Origin of the sequence: Microbacterium ureisolvens (genome assembly GCF_019511645.1) — a bacterium.
Taxonomy (GTDB): domain Bacteria; phylum Actinomycetota; class Actinomycetes; order Actinomycetales; family Microbacteriaceae; genus Microbacterium; species Microbacterium ureisolvens_A.
Genome location: NZ_JAEUAX010000008.1, coordinates 86,336 through 104,089, shown reverse-complemented (window position 1 = coordinate 104,089; position 17,754 = coordinate 86,336). Strand labels below are relative to the sequence as shown.

The following is a 17,754-nucleotide window of genomic DNA, read 5'->3' as shown; positions in this document are numbered from 1 at the left end:
GGGCTGACTCAGCCGAAGATGCTCGCGACGACCGCCGCCGTGTAGCCCGTGGGCGCGAGCTGCGAGTACTGCGTGTCGATGAGGATGTCGTCGCGCCAGAACAGGGTGCGTCCGTCGGTGACGGGGTACGTCTCGTTCTGCCACGTCTTCTCGCAGCGGGTGCCGCCGTCGGGGGTGTAGCAGGTGTAGCCCTCGTCGGTCACGAGCTTGTTGAGCATGTCGAGCGCGGGCCCGCGCGACATATAGGCGATCTTGGTGACCAGGCCCGTCGTGTCGGCGGCGGGGTCGCGCCACACGCACACCAGGCTGCCGTCCGGCTGCGGCCCGGACGCGCCGAAGGCGGGGTCGTTGAGCGGCACGCCCTCGAGCTCCACGAGCACGTCGGCGGTGAGGATCGCGCGGCAGTCGTCGGGGATCTCGGCGCCGGCGGTGGGCGTCGGTGTGGGGGTGGCGCTCGCGGAGGCCGACGACGAGGTCGACGGCGTGGGCGTGAAGGTGAGTCCGCCCCCCGAGGGTGCGTCGGGCGCGCACGCCGTGAGCAGGGCGAACGCGAGGAGGGTGGATGCCGCGGCCGCGGCGAGCCGGAACGCCCGTGGTGCCATGGGCTCAGGGTAGTGGGGCAGGCGCGGATTCCTCCGGCACGCCTCCGTCGTGTGCGCGGAACTGCGGGCTACTCTGCCTCTGCAGGGAGGAGCCCTGCGTGAGGAGTGCCTGCGATGAGTGACCCCAAGTCGTCCTACGGCGAACCCGTCGAAGAGCCGCACGGCGTCGACGACGTCGTCGGCCGTGCGAACGAAGGCCTCGCCGACGCCGAGGCCGCCCGCCGTGACGCCGGAGCAGCCGAGACTCCCGCCGCTGAGACTCCTGCCGCAGAGACCCCCGCCGCCTCCCACGCGGACGCGTCCGCCGAGGCCACCACCACCGCCGCCGAGTCGCCGGCGGCGGAGCCCGACCCGTGGGACTCACCCGAGGCGGCATCCCTGAGCTACACGTCGACCGCAGCACCCGCTCCCGCTCCCGACGATTCGCCCACCGTCGTGGTACCGCCCGCGGTGACCCCGAGCGAGCCCGTCGTCGCCGAGCCCGCGGTCGTCGCCGCGCCAGCCCCGCAGCCGATCTTCGTGCAGGCGCCCGAGGCCCCGCGTCCGCGGGGCAATCGCGCGGCCGCGGGAGCCATCGGCCTGCTGGCCGCGGTGGCCTTCGCGGTGCTCTACCTCGCCGTGTGGCTCGGGGTCGGCGCGATCAAGGGCGACGTGACCGGCACGAACGTCGGCACGACCGCCCTCGAGGCCCTCGCGACCTGGTCGCTGTGGGTGCCGGTCGTCGTGTTCTTCATCGCGTTCTGGCTGCTCGGCGCCATCATCAACCGCGGCAGGTGGGGTGCGTGGGTCGTCTTCGGCATCCTCGTCGGCGTCGCCGCCTACGGCGGTCACATCCTGGGCGCCCTGTTCCAGGCGCCGTTCTGGAATCTCACGGCCAGCGAGGGCGCCAAACTCGTCGAGGCCGAGCTGCTGACGCCGCTCGCGATCGCCGCGTTCGTCATCGGCCGCGAGCTCACGATCTGGTTCGGAGCCTGGGCCGCCGCGCGGGGCAGGCGCGTCACGGAGCTCAACATCGAGGCGCAGCGCGAGTACGAGCGCACGCTCGAGGCGGGCCCGCAGCTCGTTCAGCAGTGAGTCGCGTCCGCTCCGCGACGTAGGCTGACGGCATGGCCGGTGACGGTTCGGAGGGACCGTCGCAAGGACCCGTGCGACCGCCCGTCGCCCTGGCCTTCGCGACGATGGGCTTCGTCGCGCTCCTGATCTTCGGGCTCGGCATGACCAGCCTGGCGACGTCGCAGGACGTCATCGCGACCCCGGGGCTCGGACAGGTTCCCGGGGTCGCGGGTGTCGTGTGCGCGACCCTCGCGTTCGCCGGCGGGCTGTGGGCCGCGATCGCTCGTGCCGGATACCGGACGGATGCCGCGGCCCCCGCCCGCGACGCCGCCCCGGCCCCCGCGGGCACGGGGACGGGGACGGGCGCCGGGGCGCAGCATCCGTCGTACTGGGGTGCGGCGTGGACGACCGCCGCCACCTTCCTCGCGTACCTGGGGGGAGTGTGGTTCGGCGCCGTGTTCACCGGCGCCGACCTCGGCGTCGCGACGGCGGTGGTGGGAAGGCTCGCCACGACCTGGTTCGGGCTCGTCGTCGCCGCGGCCGCATTCGTGTCGGCGTGGTCGGGCATCGCCCTCGTGCGGACCCACGCGCGCCGCCCACGCTGGCCCTGGGAGGACGAGTTCGACGAGTGACGTGGGCGCAAAAGACGCCGGAAGCCGCGGAAATCCGCGCGAGAACGAATGCCGAGCACTAGCGTGGAACGCGTGGAGCGGTCGCTCGAGACCCAGGTCAGCCAGGCGGTGGACGCCTGGCTCGCGTGGGTGCCCCGCTGGGAGCCCGCGACCCACCACGGCCGGACCGCCCCCTGCCGCCGCTGCTTCGGGTCGCCGGTGCTCTCGGCCGCAGGCCTCGGCGCCGACGTGCCGCACGGTGTGCAGCACGGCCTGTCGACCCGCATCAAGACGATCGTGGATCGGTCGGTCGCCGAGTACACCGCGCTGAATCTGCCGATGCTGCAGGCCGAGCTCGACCAGCAGGCCGCGCGCAACCGGGCGCGCAGCTATCGCCCCGGTGAGGGACTCGACCCCGAGTTCGAGGGCCTGCCGATGGACCCCGATCCGGTGCCGGGCGCGCCGTTCCTGTTCACGATCGCGGGTCTCGCCGAGGAGGCCGACGCGCACGTGCCGGCGCTTCCCCCGCTCAGCGAGGAGGCCAAGGCGGCGCTGCGCCAGGAGGTCGGGCTGGCCGACGACTACGCGAACATGGTGGGCCGCGAGGTGTGCACGATCCTGCTGCACCATCGCCTGCGCATCCAGGCGGCGGTGACCGAGTACGTCGAGCCTCAGATCGAGGCGATGCTCGCCGATCTCACCCGGTCCCTCGACGCACCGTTCGACCCGCACGACCCCGGGGACGCTCCGCGGCTAGACTGACGCCGGCCCCGTCTCTGCGGCACGGTCCGGCGCCGGCCTGTCGCACGCGCTCCCACTCTCCACATCCCGCCCGCCACGCGGCTTCTCGGGAGGTGGGTTTTGTTAGCATGACCGGGTTTGCCGTCTCAGGCGGCATGGGTGTGACGGTAGCGGACTGCGGGAGGTGTGCTGGTGGCTGCACGGCTTCCCTCGGCGCCTCCGATCCTTCCGGGACTCGCCTACATCCGCCCACTGGGCTCGGGCGGATTCGCCGACGTGTTCCTCTACGAGCAGGACATGCCCCGCCGCAACGTCGCGGTGAAGGTCATGCCGAGCGACGTGCGCGACCCGGAGCTGCGGCGCATGTTCAATGCCGAGGCCGACGTCCTCGCGCACCTGTCGGCCCACCCCTCGATCGTCACGGTCTACCAGGCCAGCATCTCGGCCGACGGCCGCCCGTACATCGTCATGGAGTACTGCCCGGGCTCTCTCGCGCAGCGGTACCGGGTCGAGCGCATCCCCGTGGAGGAGGTGCTCGCGATCGGCGTGCGCATGGCGAGCGCGCTCGAGTCGGCGCACCGCGCCGGCCTCATCCACCGCGACGTCAAGCCGAGCAACATCCTCATCACCACGTTCGGCACGCCCGTGCTCGCGGACTTCGGCATCTCGGCCTCGCTGCAGCGCAAGAGCGGTGGGGAGGTGCTCGCGATGTCGATCCCGTGGAGCGCTCCCGAGGTCATCGCCGAGCAGACGAGCGGCACGGTGACGAGCGAGGTGTGGAGCCTCGGCGCCACGGTGTACTCGCTGCTGGCCGGACACAGCCCGTTCGAGCGCCGCGAGCGCGGCCAGAACACCAAGGAGCTGCTGCGCAAGCGCATCGCGCGCGCCACCTACGTCGAGATCCCCCGGGCCGACGTCCCCGCGTCGCTGCAGGCCGTGCTCGCGACCGCGATGAGCCGGGATCCCGGCCGCCGCTACGACTCCGCCCGTGCCTTCGGCGAGGCGCTGCGCGACGTGCAGTCGGGGCTCGGCCTCTCGCCGACGCCGCTCGAGATCCCGGATGCGGAGTGGTCTCCGGCATCCGCCCCCGTCGATTTCGCGGATTCGGCGCTGCGCGGGCCCGCACGTTCGCACGTGGAGCGCGATCTCACGCGCAAGGCGCGCGCCGGCACCGGCGTCGCGCAGCTCGCCCGTGACGAGGACACCGAGATCTCCGCGCCGGCCCGCCGGCGCGGGCGCGCCGTGCTGCCCTGGGCCATCGGCATCGGGGCGGGGGTCGTCGCCGGGGCCGGCGCTGTCGTCGTGGCGCTGATGGCCGTGGGGGTGCTCTGATGCGACGGGGCGCGATCACCGGCCTCGCCGCCGCCGGGGCGGTGGCGGCCACCGTGATCGGCATCAGCATCGTGTGGCCGGGGCTCGACGCCCAGGAGACGCCCGACGTCGACACCGCCGTGTGGGCGCTCCAGACCGGCGACGGCCGCCGCTACGCCCGCGTGAACACTGCGGTCGGAGAGCTCGACACCGTCCGCAGCATCAGCAACCCCGACCAGGTGGTTCAGACGGGGGACGCCGCATACCTCTTCAGCGACAGCTATTCGACGCTCACGCGCATCGATGCCGCGATGCCCGCAGATCTCGACGAGGAGGCGCTGCGGTCCTCGCAGAAGACCCCGTCCGGCACGACCGAGGTCGTCACCGCCGGGGACTGGGTGGCCTACCTCACCGACTCCGGCGCCGTGCACGCGGGGCGGCTCTCGAGCGGCACGTCGTCGCAGCTCGATCCCTTCGGCGCCGACGACGCGGACGCCCCGCAGTACACCGCCGAGGCGATCGCCGTCGACGAGCGCGGCACGCTGTTCGCGTACTCGGGCGCCGACGGCTCGGTGCTGCGCTACGACCTCCAGGCCGGCGAGGTGCGCGGCCGCGACGCGCTCGACGCCGACGGGCTCGAGGCGCCGGCCATCACCGCTGCCGGCGACACGTGGGCCGTGATCGACACCGAGGACGGCGACGTGTGGCTGCGCGGACAGGATGCCGCGGTCCAGGCGCCGACGACGGGTGCGGTGGTCGTCGGCGCACCGGATCCGAGCGGCACCGCCGTCTATCTCGCGGACGACACGGGCCTGGTGCGGGTGCCCGCCGACGGGTCACCGATGGAGACGCCGCTGGGAGGCGGTGGGACGGTGCTGGGCACGCCCGCGCAGCCGGTCGCTCATGACGGCGAGACCTACGCGGCGTGGCTCGGCCAGGGCGACGCGGGCGGTCTCCTGTGGCGCTCGAGCGGCACCACGGCGCCTCTCGACTACGGCGACCAGACGATCGGCGCCGAGCAGCGTCCCGTGTTCGTCGCGAGCGCCTCCGCGGTCATCCTCAACGACACCCGCTCCGGCTGGGCGTGGTCGGTGCCCGACGGCGCGCTGATCTCGTCGAGCCAGGACTGGAGCCTCGACGAGCGCCCCGACCCCGCCGCCGTGCCGAGCGAAGAGCAGCTGCAGGTCGTGCTCGACCCGAAGCCGCCGGTCGCCGAGCCCGACGCGTTCGGCGTGCGGGCCGGCGCGCTCGCATCGCTTCCCGTGCTGATGAACGACCACGACCCGAACGAGGACGTGCTCACCATCGACCCCGCATCGGTCAGCGGGCTCGACCCCGGGTTCGGCACCCTGTCGGTCACCGACGACGACCAGCGCCTCGCGATCCGCGTGCAGCCGGGCGCGACGGGTTCCGCGACATTCTCCTACGCGGTCACCGACGGCACCGCCGCGAACGGCCTGACCTCCGAGCCGACCACCGTCACCGTCACGGTGGCGGGTGCCGCGACCGACTCGGCGCCGGAATGGTGCGGCGTCGAGCGGTGCCTCGTCGAGTGGCCGGAGCCCGAGGTCGCGCGCGGCGGCACGGTGACCGTGCCGGTGCTGCCGGGCTGGGTCGACCCCGAAGGCGACCCCCTGCTCCTCCTGTCGGTCGAGAACGCGAGCGGCGTCGGCAGCGTCGCGGCGACCCCTGGCGGCGACGTGGTCTACCAGCACGACGACGCGGGCGACGGCGGGGAGCAGCTCGTCGAGCTCGAGGTCACGGTCGCCGACACCCAGGGTCTGACGACGGTGAAGCCGCTCGTGGTGAAGGTGTCTCCCCAGCCCCAGCTCGCGGCGCAGTCGTTCGCCGTGACCGACACCGTCGCGTCCGCCATCACCGTCGACGTCGCGGATCACGTCACGGGCACCGCCGGCACCCTGTCACTGGAATCCGTGCGCGTGCTCGACGACGCGGCGGCCACCGCGACCGCGGTCAGCGGCTCCACCGCCTTCGACTTCACAGCGAAGGATCCGGGCACGTTCCGCGTCGACTTCACCGTGACCGACGGGGTCGGCGAGGCGACCGGCACCGCCCGCATCACGCTGCTGCCCACCGACGCGCCTGCCCAGCTGGCGACCTCGCCGGTGGTGGCGTTCGTGCACCCGCAGCAGGACGCGACCCTCGAGATCTTCGACGCCGTCTCGAACCCGACGCGCCGCGTGCTGCTGCTCAGCGACGTCGTCGCGCGGGCCGATGACGGGGCCACGCTGTCGGTCGACGCGGTCGGGCAGAACCACCTACGGGTGTCGGGCACGACGGCGGACGGCGCCGCCGGCCGCCTCGGCATCGTCTCGTACGTGGTGAGCGACGGGACGGAGGACGCCGGCGCCAGCGTCGAGGGAGAGGCGACGGTGTACCTGCTGCCGCCCGCACCCGAGCTCGCCCCGATCGCCGTGGACGACTCCGTGATGGTGCGCTCCGGCTCCCAGATCGACATCCCGGTGCTCGATAACGACATCTCGCCCGCCGGCGGGAGGCCGACGCTGAACCCGGCATCCGTGCGCTCGTCGTCGGAAGGGGCGCTCGCCTTCGCGTCGGGCGACCTGCTGCGCTACCTCGCGCCGGACGAGCCGGGCCAGTACGCGATCGAGTACTCCGTGTTCACCACGGGCGCGCCGGCACTCGCCGACACCGCGACGGTGCGCGTGACCGTGATCGATGCCGAGGCCAACCGCGCACCCTCGGCCGACACCCTCGAGGGTCGCGTGCTCAGCGGCCAGTCGGCGCTCATCGAGTTCGACGACTTCGGCACCGACCCCGACGGCGACGTCGTGACCCTCGACCGCATCGTCGAGCAGCCCGAGCGGGGCGCGGCCACCGTCACCGCCGACGGCGGGTCGATCCTGTACACGAGCGTGCCCGGGGACAGCGGTCAGGTGTCCTTCCGCTACCGCGTGGTCGACGCGTTCGGTGCGACGGCCGACGGCACGGTGCGCATCGGAGTGCTCGACAGCCAGGCGAACCCGAGTCCGGTCACCTTCACCGACTACGTCCAGGTGCAGGCAGGCCGGGGCAACACGATCCGGGTCAGCCCGCTCTCCAACGACGTCGACCCGACGCTCGGCGAGCTGCGGATCACCGACATCCGCCCGGACGTCCCGGCGACCCTCGTCGACGGCAGCGAGAACCCCGAGTACGCGCGGCTGGGCGCGCAGATCGTCGGCGCGGACGACACCACGGTCCGGATCGCCGCCGGCGACGAGCCGGCGACGATGTCGTTCCTCTACGACGTCGAGTCTTCGTCGGGAAACACCGGTCGAGGCCTCATCGTCGTGCGGGTCGTGCGCGAGAGCGTGCCCGACTTCCCGATCGTCGCCGACACCAACCTCACCGTCGAGACCCGCGAGGACTTCCCGCGCGGCGTGGACGTGCTGACCGGCAAGGTCACCTGGTCGGGCGGCGACGTGGACGACCTCGAGCTGTCGCTGTGGGGCGACCCGGACGGCGTCTCGGTCCAGGGTTCGCGGCTGCGCGGGGCGCTGCCCGAGACCACGCAGCTCATCCCGTTCGCCGTCACCGGCGACAGCGCTGCGGGCGAGGTCACCTCTTACGGCTTCCTCCGCGTGCCGGGCGACGACGACCTGGCCCTGACGCTGCGGGCGAACGCGGCGTCCCCCGAGGTCACCGAGCTCGAGTCCACCACCTTCGACATGGCCGGCCTCGTCGCGCGCCCGCGGGGCGCCGTCGTGGAGCTCGGCGACGATGTGCGGGCGTCGGGTGCGCGCGCCGAGGCATCCTGCACGATCGAGTCGGGCACCGTCGTCCGCTACGACGCGGGCGCGGGCGCCCCGTGGGTCGACGCGTGCCAGGTGCCCGTGCGCCTCGGCGGCCAGGAGGACTGGACGTACCTGTCGGTGCCGATCGTGGTGCGCCCGCGAGACCCGCAGCCCGAGCTGCGCCCGGCATCGATCACGGTCGGGCCGGGCGAGACCGCGACCTTCGACCTCGCGAACATGACCACGTGGCAGCTGCGCCCGGACTGGGATGGCATCGTCTACGCGACCGAGCATTCCGGCACCGCGTTCGGGGTCGCTCAGGAGGGTTCCGTCGTGACCGTCACCGGCGCGGACCGCGCCGTCCCCGGCTCCGAGGAGGCCGTTCTCGTCTCCGTCACGAGCCACCCGTCGGTGACGCCGGCGCGGCTCATCCTCCGCGTCGGTGCGGCTCCTTCGACTCTCCCTCAGGGCGGCTCCGTGGTGCAGCAGTGCTCGCAGGCCGGAGGGTCGTCGTGCACGATCCCGGTGATCGGCGCCGGCGGCGAGGTCAACCCGCTGCCGCGCACGCCGCTCGAGGTCGTCGACGTGCGGCCCACGGGGGCATGCGCCGGGGTGGGCTTCCAGGTGGCGTCGGCGACGTCGATCAGGGCGACGTGGACGACGGATGCCCCGGGCGCGACGTGCACCGCCGCGTTCTCGGTGCGCGACGCCCAGGGCCGCGTCACGAACGCGGAACGCGACGGCCGCGTGCTGCTCGACCTGCTCGGGTACCCCAAGGCGCCCGCCAGTATTACTCAGACGGCATATGCCGACGGAACGGTCACGCTGCGGGTCGATCCGGGCGAGGCACGGTCGGCCTACCCGGCGCTCACCGGCTTCGTCGTCCGCTCCGGCGGACAGGAGGTCGCGCGCTGCGCGGTGGACGGCGTGTGCCCCCCGATTCCCGCGCCGAACGGGGAGCAGCGGACGTACGACGCATGGGCCGTCAATGCCGTGGGGGAGTCCAAGACCGGCGTGCGCACGGTCGCGTGGGCGTACGACGCACCGCTCGCGCCCACGAGCGTGACCGCGGCTCCCGTCGTCACGGGCGACGGCGCGGGCGGCATCGTCTCGCTGGTCATCGACGGGATCGAGGCCGGCGAGACCGGCAGCCTCGAGATCGCGAGCCCTGCCGGCGAGACCGTGCGGGTGGGGGTGAGCCGCAACCAGACCCGCGTCGAGGTGCCGCGGTTCCGCGTGGGCAGCAACACCGGCACGATCGTCACCGTCACCCCGTACTCGAGTTACGACCTGCCCCCCGGCCTCGGTGGCAGTGCGTCGGGGGCGGCAACGACCGTGCAGACCAACGGCATCGGCAGTCCGCTGTCGCCGCAGCTCACCCTGAGCTCGGTGTCGAACGGCGACGGCACCGCCACGGTCACGGCGCGAGCCACCGCGCAGCGCAACGGCGACGGCTCGGCGCTGCGGTACGGCATCGTGCAGGACGGCGATCGCTGCAGGGTCATCGACGGCGGCGAGACGGCCTCGTTCCCCGGGCTGGAGGACGGCGAGGAGTACGGGTTCCGGATGTGCGTCGAGTCGTGGTGGGATGAGGAGTCCTTCGGCCGCGCCGAGGCGACAGCGACCGTCCGCGCCCAGCAGTCGGGCAGGGCGCCGCAGGGCTGGACGTTCGTCGTCGACGGCAGGCCGAACGTGCAGGCGCAGCGCGCCGACTGGGTGATCCGCGAGAACCCGACGACGACGGAGCGGCTCCCCAACCGCAACCACGCCGAGTTCCAGGGTTGGGGCAGCAGCGGCAGCACGGTGTTCGGCCAGGACCCCGGCATCCAGGTGCGCTACGTGCACGACTTCTGGGGCACGGCCACCGCGTGGTCGACGGTGACTCCGCGCGCCGGCAGCGCCCCGTACCAGGTGCAGGCGAACTGGACGGTCACCTCGTGCGTCGGCGGCAGCCCGCTCGCGTATCGCGGCCAGTCGTCGAACGCTCCGAACGGCTCCTCCGCAGCCTTCACGTTCGGCAACGCGGGCCTGCGCTACTACGACAAGCAGAACCAGCTGCTCGCGCACACCGCAGGCACGTGGGAGGTGCCGGTCGGCGCCGTGCGTGTGGAGGGCATCGCGGTGACGGTCGACTGGAGCGCGCAGGGGTGGGGGCTGTCACCGGTGAACACCACCTTCTCGGCGACGTGCCAGCCCAACAACGGCAACCCCGATCCCGAGCCCGCACCCTGAGCGGCAGCATCCGTTCGCCCCGACCCCCGCAGACTACGAAGGACACCACATGACGATCACACAGGCGCAGGCCGACTGGTTCGCGCAGACGTTCGGGCAGATCGCCGACAACGTCGAGCGCGCCGTTCTCGGCAAGCGCCACGTCGTCGAGCTCGTGCTCACGGCGATGCTCAGCGACGGCCACGTGCTCCTGGAGGACGTGCCCGGAACCGGCAAGACGTCGCTGGCGCGGGCGATGGCGCAGTCGGTGCAGGGCACGAACACGCGCATCCAGTTCACGCCCGACCTGCTGCCGAGCGACATCACGGGGCTGAGCGTCTACGACCAGAAGGAGGGCGTGTTCGAGTTCCATGCGGGCCCGATCTTCGCCAACATCGTGCTCGCCGACGAGATCAACCGCGCGAGCCCGAAGACGCAGTCGGCGCTGCTCGAGGTGATGGAGGAGGGGCGCGTCACGATCGACGGCGTCTCGCGCGAGGCCGGCGTGCCGTTCCTCGTGCTCGCTACCCAGAACCCCGTCGAGCAGGCCGGCACCTACCGCCTCCCCGAGGCGCAGCTCGACCGCTTCATGATGCGCACGTCGCTCGGCTACCCCGACCACGCGGCGACCGTCCGCATCCTCGACGGCGCTGCCGTCGCGACCGCCGAGCTCTCGCCGATCATCACGCCGCAGGCGCTCGTCGGCATGGCCGACCTCGCCGCCGACGTGTACGTCGACGCGCTCGTGCTCGACTACATCGCCCGCCTCGTCGACAGCACGCGCACGGCCGACGAGGTGCGCCTGGGTGTCAGCATCCGCGGCGCCCTCGCCCTGACGCGGGCCGTCCGCACGCGCGCCGCGTCGCAGGGCCGCACGTACGCGACCCCCGACGACGTCAAGACGCTCGCGGTGCCGGTGCTGTCGCACCGCCTGATCCTGCACCCGGAAGCCGAGTTCGACGGCGTCACCCCCGAGACCGTGGTCGGGCAGGTGCTGCTCGACGTCGCACCGCCCTCGAGGCGCGAAGCGGTATGAGCAGTCCCGAGCGCCGCGGCGGCTCCACTGCGACGGTGGAGCCGCGCATCACGCGCACCGTCCAGGCGACCGGCACGACCGGCCGCACGCACGTGACCGCGACGGCCACGAGCGTCGGCGAGTCGCGCCGCGGGCGTGCGTTCGTGCGCGCCGCCGTGTGGTGGACGCGCGTGTGGCGGGCTGCGGGCTCGGGGATCACCACCGCGGCGCAGTGGGCAGCGCAGACGATCCGGCCGGCCGGAGCCCTCGTGGCCGTCGCCGCGACCGCGGGGCTCGTGCTCGGGGTCGTGTTCGGCTGGGTGGAGTTCATGGTCGCGGGCGCAGCATCCGTCGTCCTTCTCGTCGCTGCCGTGCCGTTCCTCTTCGGCGCCCGCGCGTACGACGTCGACCTCACCCTGACGCACGAGCGGATCGTCGCGGGCGAGGGGGTCACCGGCCGCATCCACGTGCGCAACGACGGCCACCGCACGGCGCTGCCCGGCCGGATCGACATTCCCGTCGGGGCCGGTCTGGTCGAGTTCGGCGTGCCGCTGCTGCGTCCCGGTCACGCCGTCGAGCAGCCGCTCGACATCCCGGCACTCGCGCGCGGCATCGTGACGGTCGGGCCCGCGACGACGGTGCGCAGCGACCCGATCGGCATGCTGCGACGCGAGCACTCGTTCCACGACGTGCACGAGCTCTACGTGCACCCGCGCACGGTCTCGCTGCCGTCGACGAGCGCCGGGCTCATCCGCGACCTGGAGGGCGCGCCGACGCGTCGTCTGGTCGACGCCGACATGTCGTTCCATGCCATCCGCGAGTACGCGCCGGGGGACTCCCGGCGTCAGATCCACTGGCGGTCGACGGCCAAGACCGGGCGGCTCATGGTGCGCCAGTACGAGGAGTCCCGGCGCTCGCGCATGGCCGTGGTGCTCGCGGCCTGGGAAGCCGAGTTCGCGGACCCCGACGAGTTCGAGCTCGCCGTGTCGTGCGCGGCGTCCTTGGGGCTGCGCGCCGTCCACGATGCCCGCGACGTGCAGATCGTGACCGGGTCCGAGATCCCGCGCGTCGTGCGCGGGCGGCTGCGCGCGATCCGCCACATCCCGTCGGCGGCGCCGCGCCCGATGCTGGACGGGTTCAGCGGCGTCGACCTGCTCGAGAGCACGATGCCCGTGGGAGAGGTGTGCCGGCTGGCGGCGGAGTCCGGCGAGCGGCTGTCGATCGCGTTCGTCGTGGTCGGCTCACGCGTGCCGCTCACGAGGCTGCAGCAGGCCGCCCTCGCGTTCCCCGCCGACACCGCCGTGGTGGGCGTCATCTGCGACGAGCGCGCCCATCCGCGCATGCAGCCGGTGTCGGGCATGACCGTGCTCACCGTCGGAACCCTCGAAGACCTCTCGGGTCTCCTGCTGCGGGGAGCAGCGTCGTGAGCGGGCCGATCCCCGCGATGGCGCGGATGGATGCTGCGCCCCGGGGCGCGGCCGAGAGCCGGGGGCCCGGCGCACCGAAGTTCGGCGCCCGTGTGTGGATCGGCGCGGGGTTCGCCGCGGCGATCGCCGTCATCGCGGCCGTCGCGGCGTGGCCGATCTACCGCTCGGGCACCTTCGCGCTCCTGTTCGTCGCGGGCACCGTCGTCGCCGGCGGGATCGCCGCCGTGGCATGGTGGCGCCGCTGGAGCGGATGGGCGGTCGCGGGCGCACTGGCCCTCGCGATCCTCGTGCTGGGAGTGCCGCTCGCCGTGCCCTCGCGTCTGGGTTCCCCGGACGACGTCGTGCGCGGTCTCGGCGAGCTGGCCGCCGGGCTGGTGCTCGGCTGGAAGGATCTCGTCACCGTCGAGCTGCCGGTCGGCTCGTACCGCAACCTGCTGGTGCCCGCGCTCGTCGTGTTCCTCGTCGGCACCTGCACGGTGCTGCTCCTCGCGTGGCGCGAGGATCGCGCCGCCTACGCCGCGGTGCCGGTCGCGCTCGGAATGGTGACGTTCGGGCTATTCTTCGGCCGGGCCACCGTGAGCGCTCCGCTCGCGGTCGGCCCGGTCCTGCTCTACGCGCCGCTCGAGACCGGGATCGGCGTCGCCGGCCTCGTGGCATGCCTGCTGTGGCTGGCCTGGCGCACGCACGACGAGCGTGTGCGGGCGCTGCAGCGCGCCGCGGCATCCAGCGGCGTCCGCATCTCGCGCCGCCCCTCAGCCGCCGACCGCCGGCGCACCGCCCTCGGCGCCGGCATGGTGGCGGTGGCTCTCGTGCTCGCCGTCGCGATCGTGCCCTTCGCCGCCCGCGGTGCGGAGCGCGAGGTGCTGCGCTCGGCCGTCGGCCCCGACATCGATCTGTCCGCCGAGGTGAGCCCGCTGTCGCAGTACCGCGCGCTCTTCGCCGACGCCCGCGCCGACGACGTGCTGTTCACGGTCGAGCCCGTCGTGACCGACGGCGTGGTGGGCGGGCTCCCCGAGCGGATCCGGCTCGCGACCCTCGACGCGTACGACGGCGAGGTGTTCCGCTCGGGCGGCGAGGGCGCCGTCGACGCCGGCCGGTTCGTCCGCGTGCCCTCGGCCCTCGACGCCGGTGAAGGCACGCCGGTCGCGGCGCGGATCGAGATCGACGACTGGGACGGGATCTGGATGCCGACCGCCGGCCGCCTGGAGGCGGTCGCATTCGACGGCGACCGTGCCGCGTCGCTGGCCGACAAGTTCTACTACAACGCCTCGGCGTCCGCGGCGGTGCAGACGGCGGGGGGAGGGTTCGAGGCGGGGGACGCCTTCGTCGTCCGCGGCGTCGAGCCTGCCGGCACGGAGCTCGCGCAGCTCGACGCGCCGGGAAGCCCGGGCGGCGTCGCCGCGCCGGACAGCCTCCGCACGTGGATGGACGAGCACGCCGTCGGATCGGGCGGGCCCGCCCTCGAGTCGGTTGTGGCGCTTCTTCGCGAGCGCGGCTATCTCAGCCACGGTCTCGCCGAGGGGGAACAGGAGCCCGCGTGGGTGGCGGCCATCCCCGACTACACGTTCCAGCCCAGCGCCTCGGGCCACTCGCTCGCCCGCGTCGACACGATGTTCGCGCGGCTGCTCGAACGCGAGACGGACCCCCGGGCCGTCGCATCCGGCAACTACGTCGCGGCGGTCGGCGACGACGAGCAGTTCGCGGTCGCCGTGGCGCTCATGGCCCGCGAGCTCGGCTTCCCGTCCCGGGTCGTGATGGGCGCGCGGCTGTCCGCCGCGGAGCCGGGGCTCGCTACGTGCGACGAGGGCGTCTGCCGCGCACAGGATCTCAGCGCGTGGACCGAGGTGCAGTCGGCAGCCGGCGACTGGGTCGCCATCGACGTGACGCCCCAGCACGCGCAGTCGCCGAGCCTCGATACGACCGAGCAGCGCGACCCGGAGAACGTCACCGAGGTGCGCCCGGAGTCGGTCGAGGAGGTCGTGCCACCGGATCCCGCGCAGGAGGACTCGGCCACCGACAGCCCCGACGACGAAGAGGCGGGAGCGGACCTCGCGTGGCTCTGGCCGGTGCTGCGCGTCGGCGGCATCGTGCTCGTGGTGCTCGTGCTCGCGCTCGGTCCCTTCCTCATCGTGATCGGGACGAAGGCTGCGCGCCGCCGGTCCCGTCGCCGCACCGGCACGCCCGCTGCCCGCATCGCCGGTGGATGGGACGAGTACGTCGACGCCGCGCTCGACACCGGCCGCGCGGCATCCCGCACCGCCACCCGCTCAGAGCTCGCCGCCGCGTTCGCGACGCCCGCCGGGGCCGCGCTCGCGCGGGACGCGGACCGCGCCGTCTTCTCGCCCGCGGACCTGTCCGTCGACGACGTGAAGGGCTACTGGGCGGCCGTCGACGCCGAGCGACGCGCCCTGCGACGCGAGCGCGGGTTCTGGCGCGGTGCGCTCGCGACCGTATCGTTGAGATCGTTGTTCCGTCCGATGGCGCCCGAACCGGGCGGCCGCACGAGAATCGCCGAGAGGGGGAGACGACGGGCCGAGCCCGTGCGTCCCATGCCATGAACGCCCCAGATGCCACCGCAGCCGTCGTAGGCACCCTGATCAGCCTCCTCCTGTTCGCCGGACTCTACGTCTGGACCGCGCTCGCGCTGTCGGCGGTGTTCCGCAAGTCCGGCGTCGAGGCCTGGCAGGCCTGGGTGCCGGTCCTCAACACGATCGTCCTGCTCCGTCTCGCCGGTCTCTCGCCGTGGCTCGTGATCCTGGCGTTCATCCCTTTCGTCAACATCGCGTTCCTCGTGGTGTGGGCGATCGCGCTGTTCCGCGTGAACGTCGCGTTCGGCTACGGCGCGGGCATGACCGTCCTCGGCTTCCTGGCGTTCCCGGTCTGGGCGTCGATCGTCGGCTGGGGGAGTGCGCGCTGGGTCGGACGGGAGACGGATGCCGCCACTCGCGCCTCCTTCGGCGCCGGTGCGCGCCGCACCCCGGGCGAGGCCGGTCTTGCGTCGCTGCCGCCTTTTCCCGCGTCCGCGCGGACAGATGCGCCGACGGCCTATCCACCCGCGCCGCCGGCGTTCCCGCCCGCACCGACCAGCGCGGGCGACGGGTTCGCGCCCCCGTCGGGGTACGCTCAGCCCGCGCCCGGTGCCGCGCCGGCGGCCCCCGCGCCCGCCATGCCGCCTGCTCCCCCCGCGCCGCCTGTCGCCCACGCGCCGGTGACCTCCGCCGTGCCCGTGAATCCCGCCGTGCCCGGTATTTCCGCCCCGCCCGCTGCCGCGGCATCCGTATCCGGTGAGGCCGACGTCGCCCCGCCCGCCGCGGGATGGACGCCGCCGCCGCTGCCCGGTCGCCCGGTCTCCGCGCCGCCGGCCGAGATGAGCGGGAACGGGAACGGGAACGGCTCCGGCGACGCTGACCGCTGGCAGGGCTTCGCGCTCGACGGCATCGACTTGAGCGACGAGGTCACGGGTGCCGTGCCCGGCGCTCCCGCGCCGATCTCCGCGGTGCCGGCCACGCCGCTCGCGGCCGTCCCGCCCGCCGCCGCGGCCGCGGCGACCGCCGGTCCCGCTCGCACCGCCGCGGAGCCGTTCACGGCGCCCGAGGCCGCCACGACGGGCGAGGAGGGGATCACCCGGCCGCCCGTCACGCGCGTGCCGGCCCCGTCGGCGTCGAACGAAGACCACGAGCCATGGGCGCCCGCGCGCTCCCCGATGAGCGAGGCGGACGCCTTCCCCGAGGCCTCCGGCCCGGTGTCGGCGATCTCCGGCGCGCCCGATGCCGGCTCCCCGCGCTCGGCGCGGTCGTCGGTGTCGGCGTTCCACACCAAGCCCGAGATCCCCGACGACCAGGACACCCTCGAGGAGACGATCATCGCCCGCCGCAAGCGCACCGACTGGGCGCTCGTGCCGCCGACCGGCGAGCCGGTGGCGCTCTCGTCGGAGGTCGTCATCCTGGGCCGCCGTCCCGCCGCCGACCCGGAGCACCCGGGCGCGCAGCTGGTGTCGATCCAGGACGGCACGGTGTCGAAGACGCATGCGCGCCTCCAGCTGCGCGACGACAAGTGGTACGTGACCGACCTCGACTCCACCAACGGCGTGCTGTTCGCCACCGTGATGGGCACTGAGGTCGAGGCCCCCGCCGGCGTCGAGGTCGAAGCCGGCGACCGCTTCCTGCTGGGCGACGCCGAGGTCCGGCTGCGGCGGAGCGACGGGTGATCGATCCCGACGACGAGCGCACGGCCCTCTCCCGACGGAACGACCCGGCGCCGGCGCCGGAGCACGACGACGCGCCCGACGACCGGACCCTGCCGTCACGGCGCGCCCAGGTCCAGGCCGATGCGGCGGACGCCACCGTGATCTCGGCCAGATGGGTCGTCCCCTCGGAATCCGAGGTGCCCACGCAGGCCGCGACCGAGTCGGCGCCGGCCGGACCGCGGCGCACCGCGCATCCGCCGGCACCTGAGCCTGTGGACGCCTCCGCGGCGCCGAGGCGGGCTCCGTCGCCGTCGCTCGCCGCGGAACCTGCCGCCCAAGCATCCCCCGCGCGCGGCCGTGTCGCCGCTCGGCCCACCTCGGCATCCGCGTCGTACCGGGCGCGCGCCGTCCCTCCGGTCACCGCGGTGCGCGCCGAGCCGGCCCGCCGTGCGCCTCAGCACCACGTCGACACCGCGGCCGCCGATGCGGTCCGCAGGCGTCGCCGCCGCCGGCGGACGATCGCCGTCGTGGCCGCAGCATCCATCCTCGTCATCGCCGCCGCGCTGGCACTCATCGCCCTGCTGACGACGGGCTGATGGGCGCGGCCGAGGGTGATCTCGGTCGTGCCGCGGCGTGTCGTCACGGGGTTGCGCCTGCGGCGTGCTTCTGCGTTTGCCCGGCCCCCGAAACCCACGTATCATGGATCGGGTGTGCGCTCACGCGCGCCGTCGACCGTGCCTCGGTGCGGGAACCGGCGCGAGCGCCGCATCTCAGGGAACGGCCTGCGAACAGGCCACCCCCACGGCATACCCACCAACGAAAAGCGCGACAGTCATTCT

Annotated in this window: 11 protein-coding genes; 10 read left to right on the top strand and 1 reads right to left on the bottom strand. The window is 73.7% G+C overall.

The window, feature by feature from the left end; translation table 11 throughout:
• Window positions 1-8 precede the first annotated feature (8 nt).
• Window positions 9-602, bottom strand: coding sequence for a hypothetical protein (locus JNB61_RS14755; RefSeq protein WP_220340102.1), 594 nt, complete (start codon window positions 600-602; stop codon window positions 9-11).
• Between the two features lie 114 nt (window positions 603-716).
• Here JNB61_RS14755 and JNB61_RS14750 point away from each other — a divergent pair, with 114 nt between their 5' ends.
• From JNB61_RS14750 to JNB61_RS14705, 10 genes are all read left to right on the top strand, one after another.
• A complete protein-coding gene (locus JNB61_RS14750; RefSeq protein WP_220340101.1) occupies window positions 717-1,676 on the top strand; it encodes an ABC transporter in 960 nt (319 codons plus the stop codon).
• 32 nt (window positions 1,677-1,708) lie between these two features.
• Window positions 1,709-2,287: a hypothetical protein gene (locus JNB61_RS14745; RefSeq protein WP_159846915.1), complete on the top strand. Its 579-nt coding sequence runs from the start codon at window positions 1,709-1,711 to the stop codon at window positions 2,285-2,287.
• Window positions 2,288-2,359: 72 nt separating this feature from the next.
• A complete protein-coding gene (locus tag JNB61_RS14740) occupies window positions 2,360-3,028 on the top strand; it encodes a spermidine/putrescine ABC transporter substrate-binding protein (RefSeq protein WP_159846911.1) in 669 nt (222 codons plus the stop codon).
• Window positions 3,029-3,199: 171 nt separating this feature from the next.
• Window positions 3,200-4,339 carry a serine/threonine-protein kinase gene (locus tag JNB61_RS14735; RefSeq protein WP_220291918.1) on the top strand — a complete coding sequence of 380 codons (1,140 nt, stop codon included), beginning with the start codon at window positions 3,200-3,202 and terminating at the stop codon, window positions 4,337-4,339.
• Window positions 4,339-10,308 carry an Ig-like domain-containing protein gene (locus tag JNB61_RS14730; protein WP_220340100.1) on the top strand — a complete coding sequence of 1,990 codons (5,970 nt, stop codon included), beginning with the start codon at window positions 4,339-4,341 and terminating at the stop codon, window positions 10,306-10,308. The genes JNB61_RS14735 and JNB61_RS14730 overlap by 1 nt, the downstream gene beginning before the upstream one ends.
• A 49-nt stretch (window positions 10,309-10,357) precedes the next feature.
• Window positions 10,358-11,323 (top strand): AAA family ATPase, encoded by a 966-nt coding sequence (locus JNB61_RS14725; RefSeq protein WP_159846902.1) that lies wholly within the window; start codon window positions 10,358-10,360, stop codon window positions 11,321-11,323.
• Window positions 11,320-12,729, top strand: coding sequence for a DUF58 domain-containing protein (locus JNB61_RS14720; protein ID WP_220340099.1), 1,410 nt, complete (start codon window positions 11,320-11,322; stop codon window positions 12,727-12,729). The genes JNB61_RS14725 and JNB61_RS14720 overlap by 4 nt, the downstream gene beginning before the upstream one ends.
• A complete protein-coding gene (locus JNB61_RS14715) occupies window positions 12,726-15,287 on the top strand; it encodes a transglutaminaseTgpA domain-containing protein (RefSeq protein WP_308291274.1) in 2,562 nt (853 codons plus the stop codon). Before JNB61_RS14720 ends, JNB61_RS14715 begins: the two co-directional genes overlap by 4 nt.
• Entirely contained in the window at window positions 15,284-16,936 is a 1,653-nt protein-coding gene (locus JNB61_RS14710) for a DUF5684 domain-containing protein (protein WP_220340098.1), read from the top strand. Before JNB61_RS14715 ends, JNB61_RS14710 begins: the two co-directional genes overlap by 4 nt.
• The gene (locus tag JNB61_RS14705) at window positions 16,933-17,511 is read left to right on the top strand and encodes a hypothetical protein (protein ID WP_220340097.1); all 579 of its coding nucleotides are present in this window, start codon (window positions 16,933-16,935) and stop codon (window positions 17,509-17,511) included. The genes JNB61_RS14710 and JNB61_RS14705 overlap by 4 nt, the downstream gene beginning before the upstream one ends.
• Window positions 17,512-17,754: the final 243 nt, after the last annotated feature.

Bases quoted from the DNA above. Each gene is read 5' to 3' on its own strand.
- JNB61_RS14755 (WP_220340102.1), bottom strand. From the start codon at position 602: ATGGCACCACGGGCGTTCCGGCTCGCCGCGGCCGCGGCATCCACCCTC.
- JNB61_RS14750 (WP_220340101.1), top strand. From the start codon at position 717: ATGAGTGACCCCAAGTCGTCCTACGGCGAACCCGTCGAAGAGCCGCAC.
- JNB61_RS14745 (WP_159846915.1), top strand. From the start codon at position 1,709: ATGGCCGGTGACGGTTCGGAGGGACCGTCGCAAGGACCCGTGCGACCG.
- JNB61_RS14730 (WP_220340100.1), top strand. From the start codon at position 4,339: ATGCGACGGGGCGCGATCACCGGCCTCGCCGCCGCCGGGGCGGTGGCG.
- JNB61_RS14725 (WP_159846902.1), top strand. From the start codon at position 10,358: ATGACGATCACACAGGCGCAGGCCGACTGGTTCGCGCAGACGTTCGGG.
- JNB61_RS14720 (WP_220340099.1), top strand. From the start codon at position 11,320: ATGAGCAGTCCCGAGCGCCGCGGCGGCTCCACTGCGACGGTGGAGCCG.
- JNB61_RS14710 (WP_220340098.1), top strand. From the start codon at position 15,284: ATGAACGCCCCAGATGCCACCGCAGCCGTCGTAGGCACCCTGATCAGC.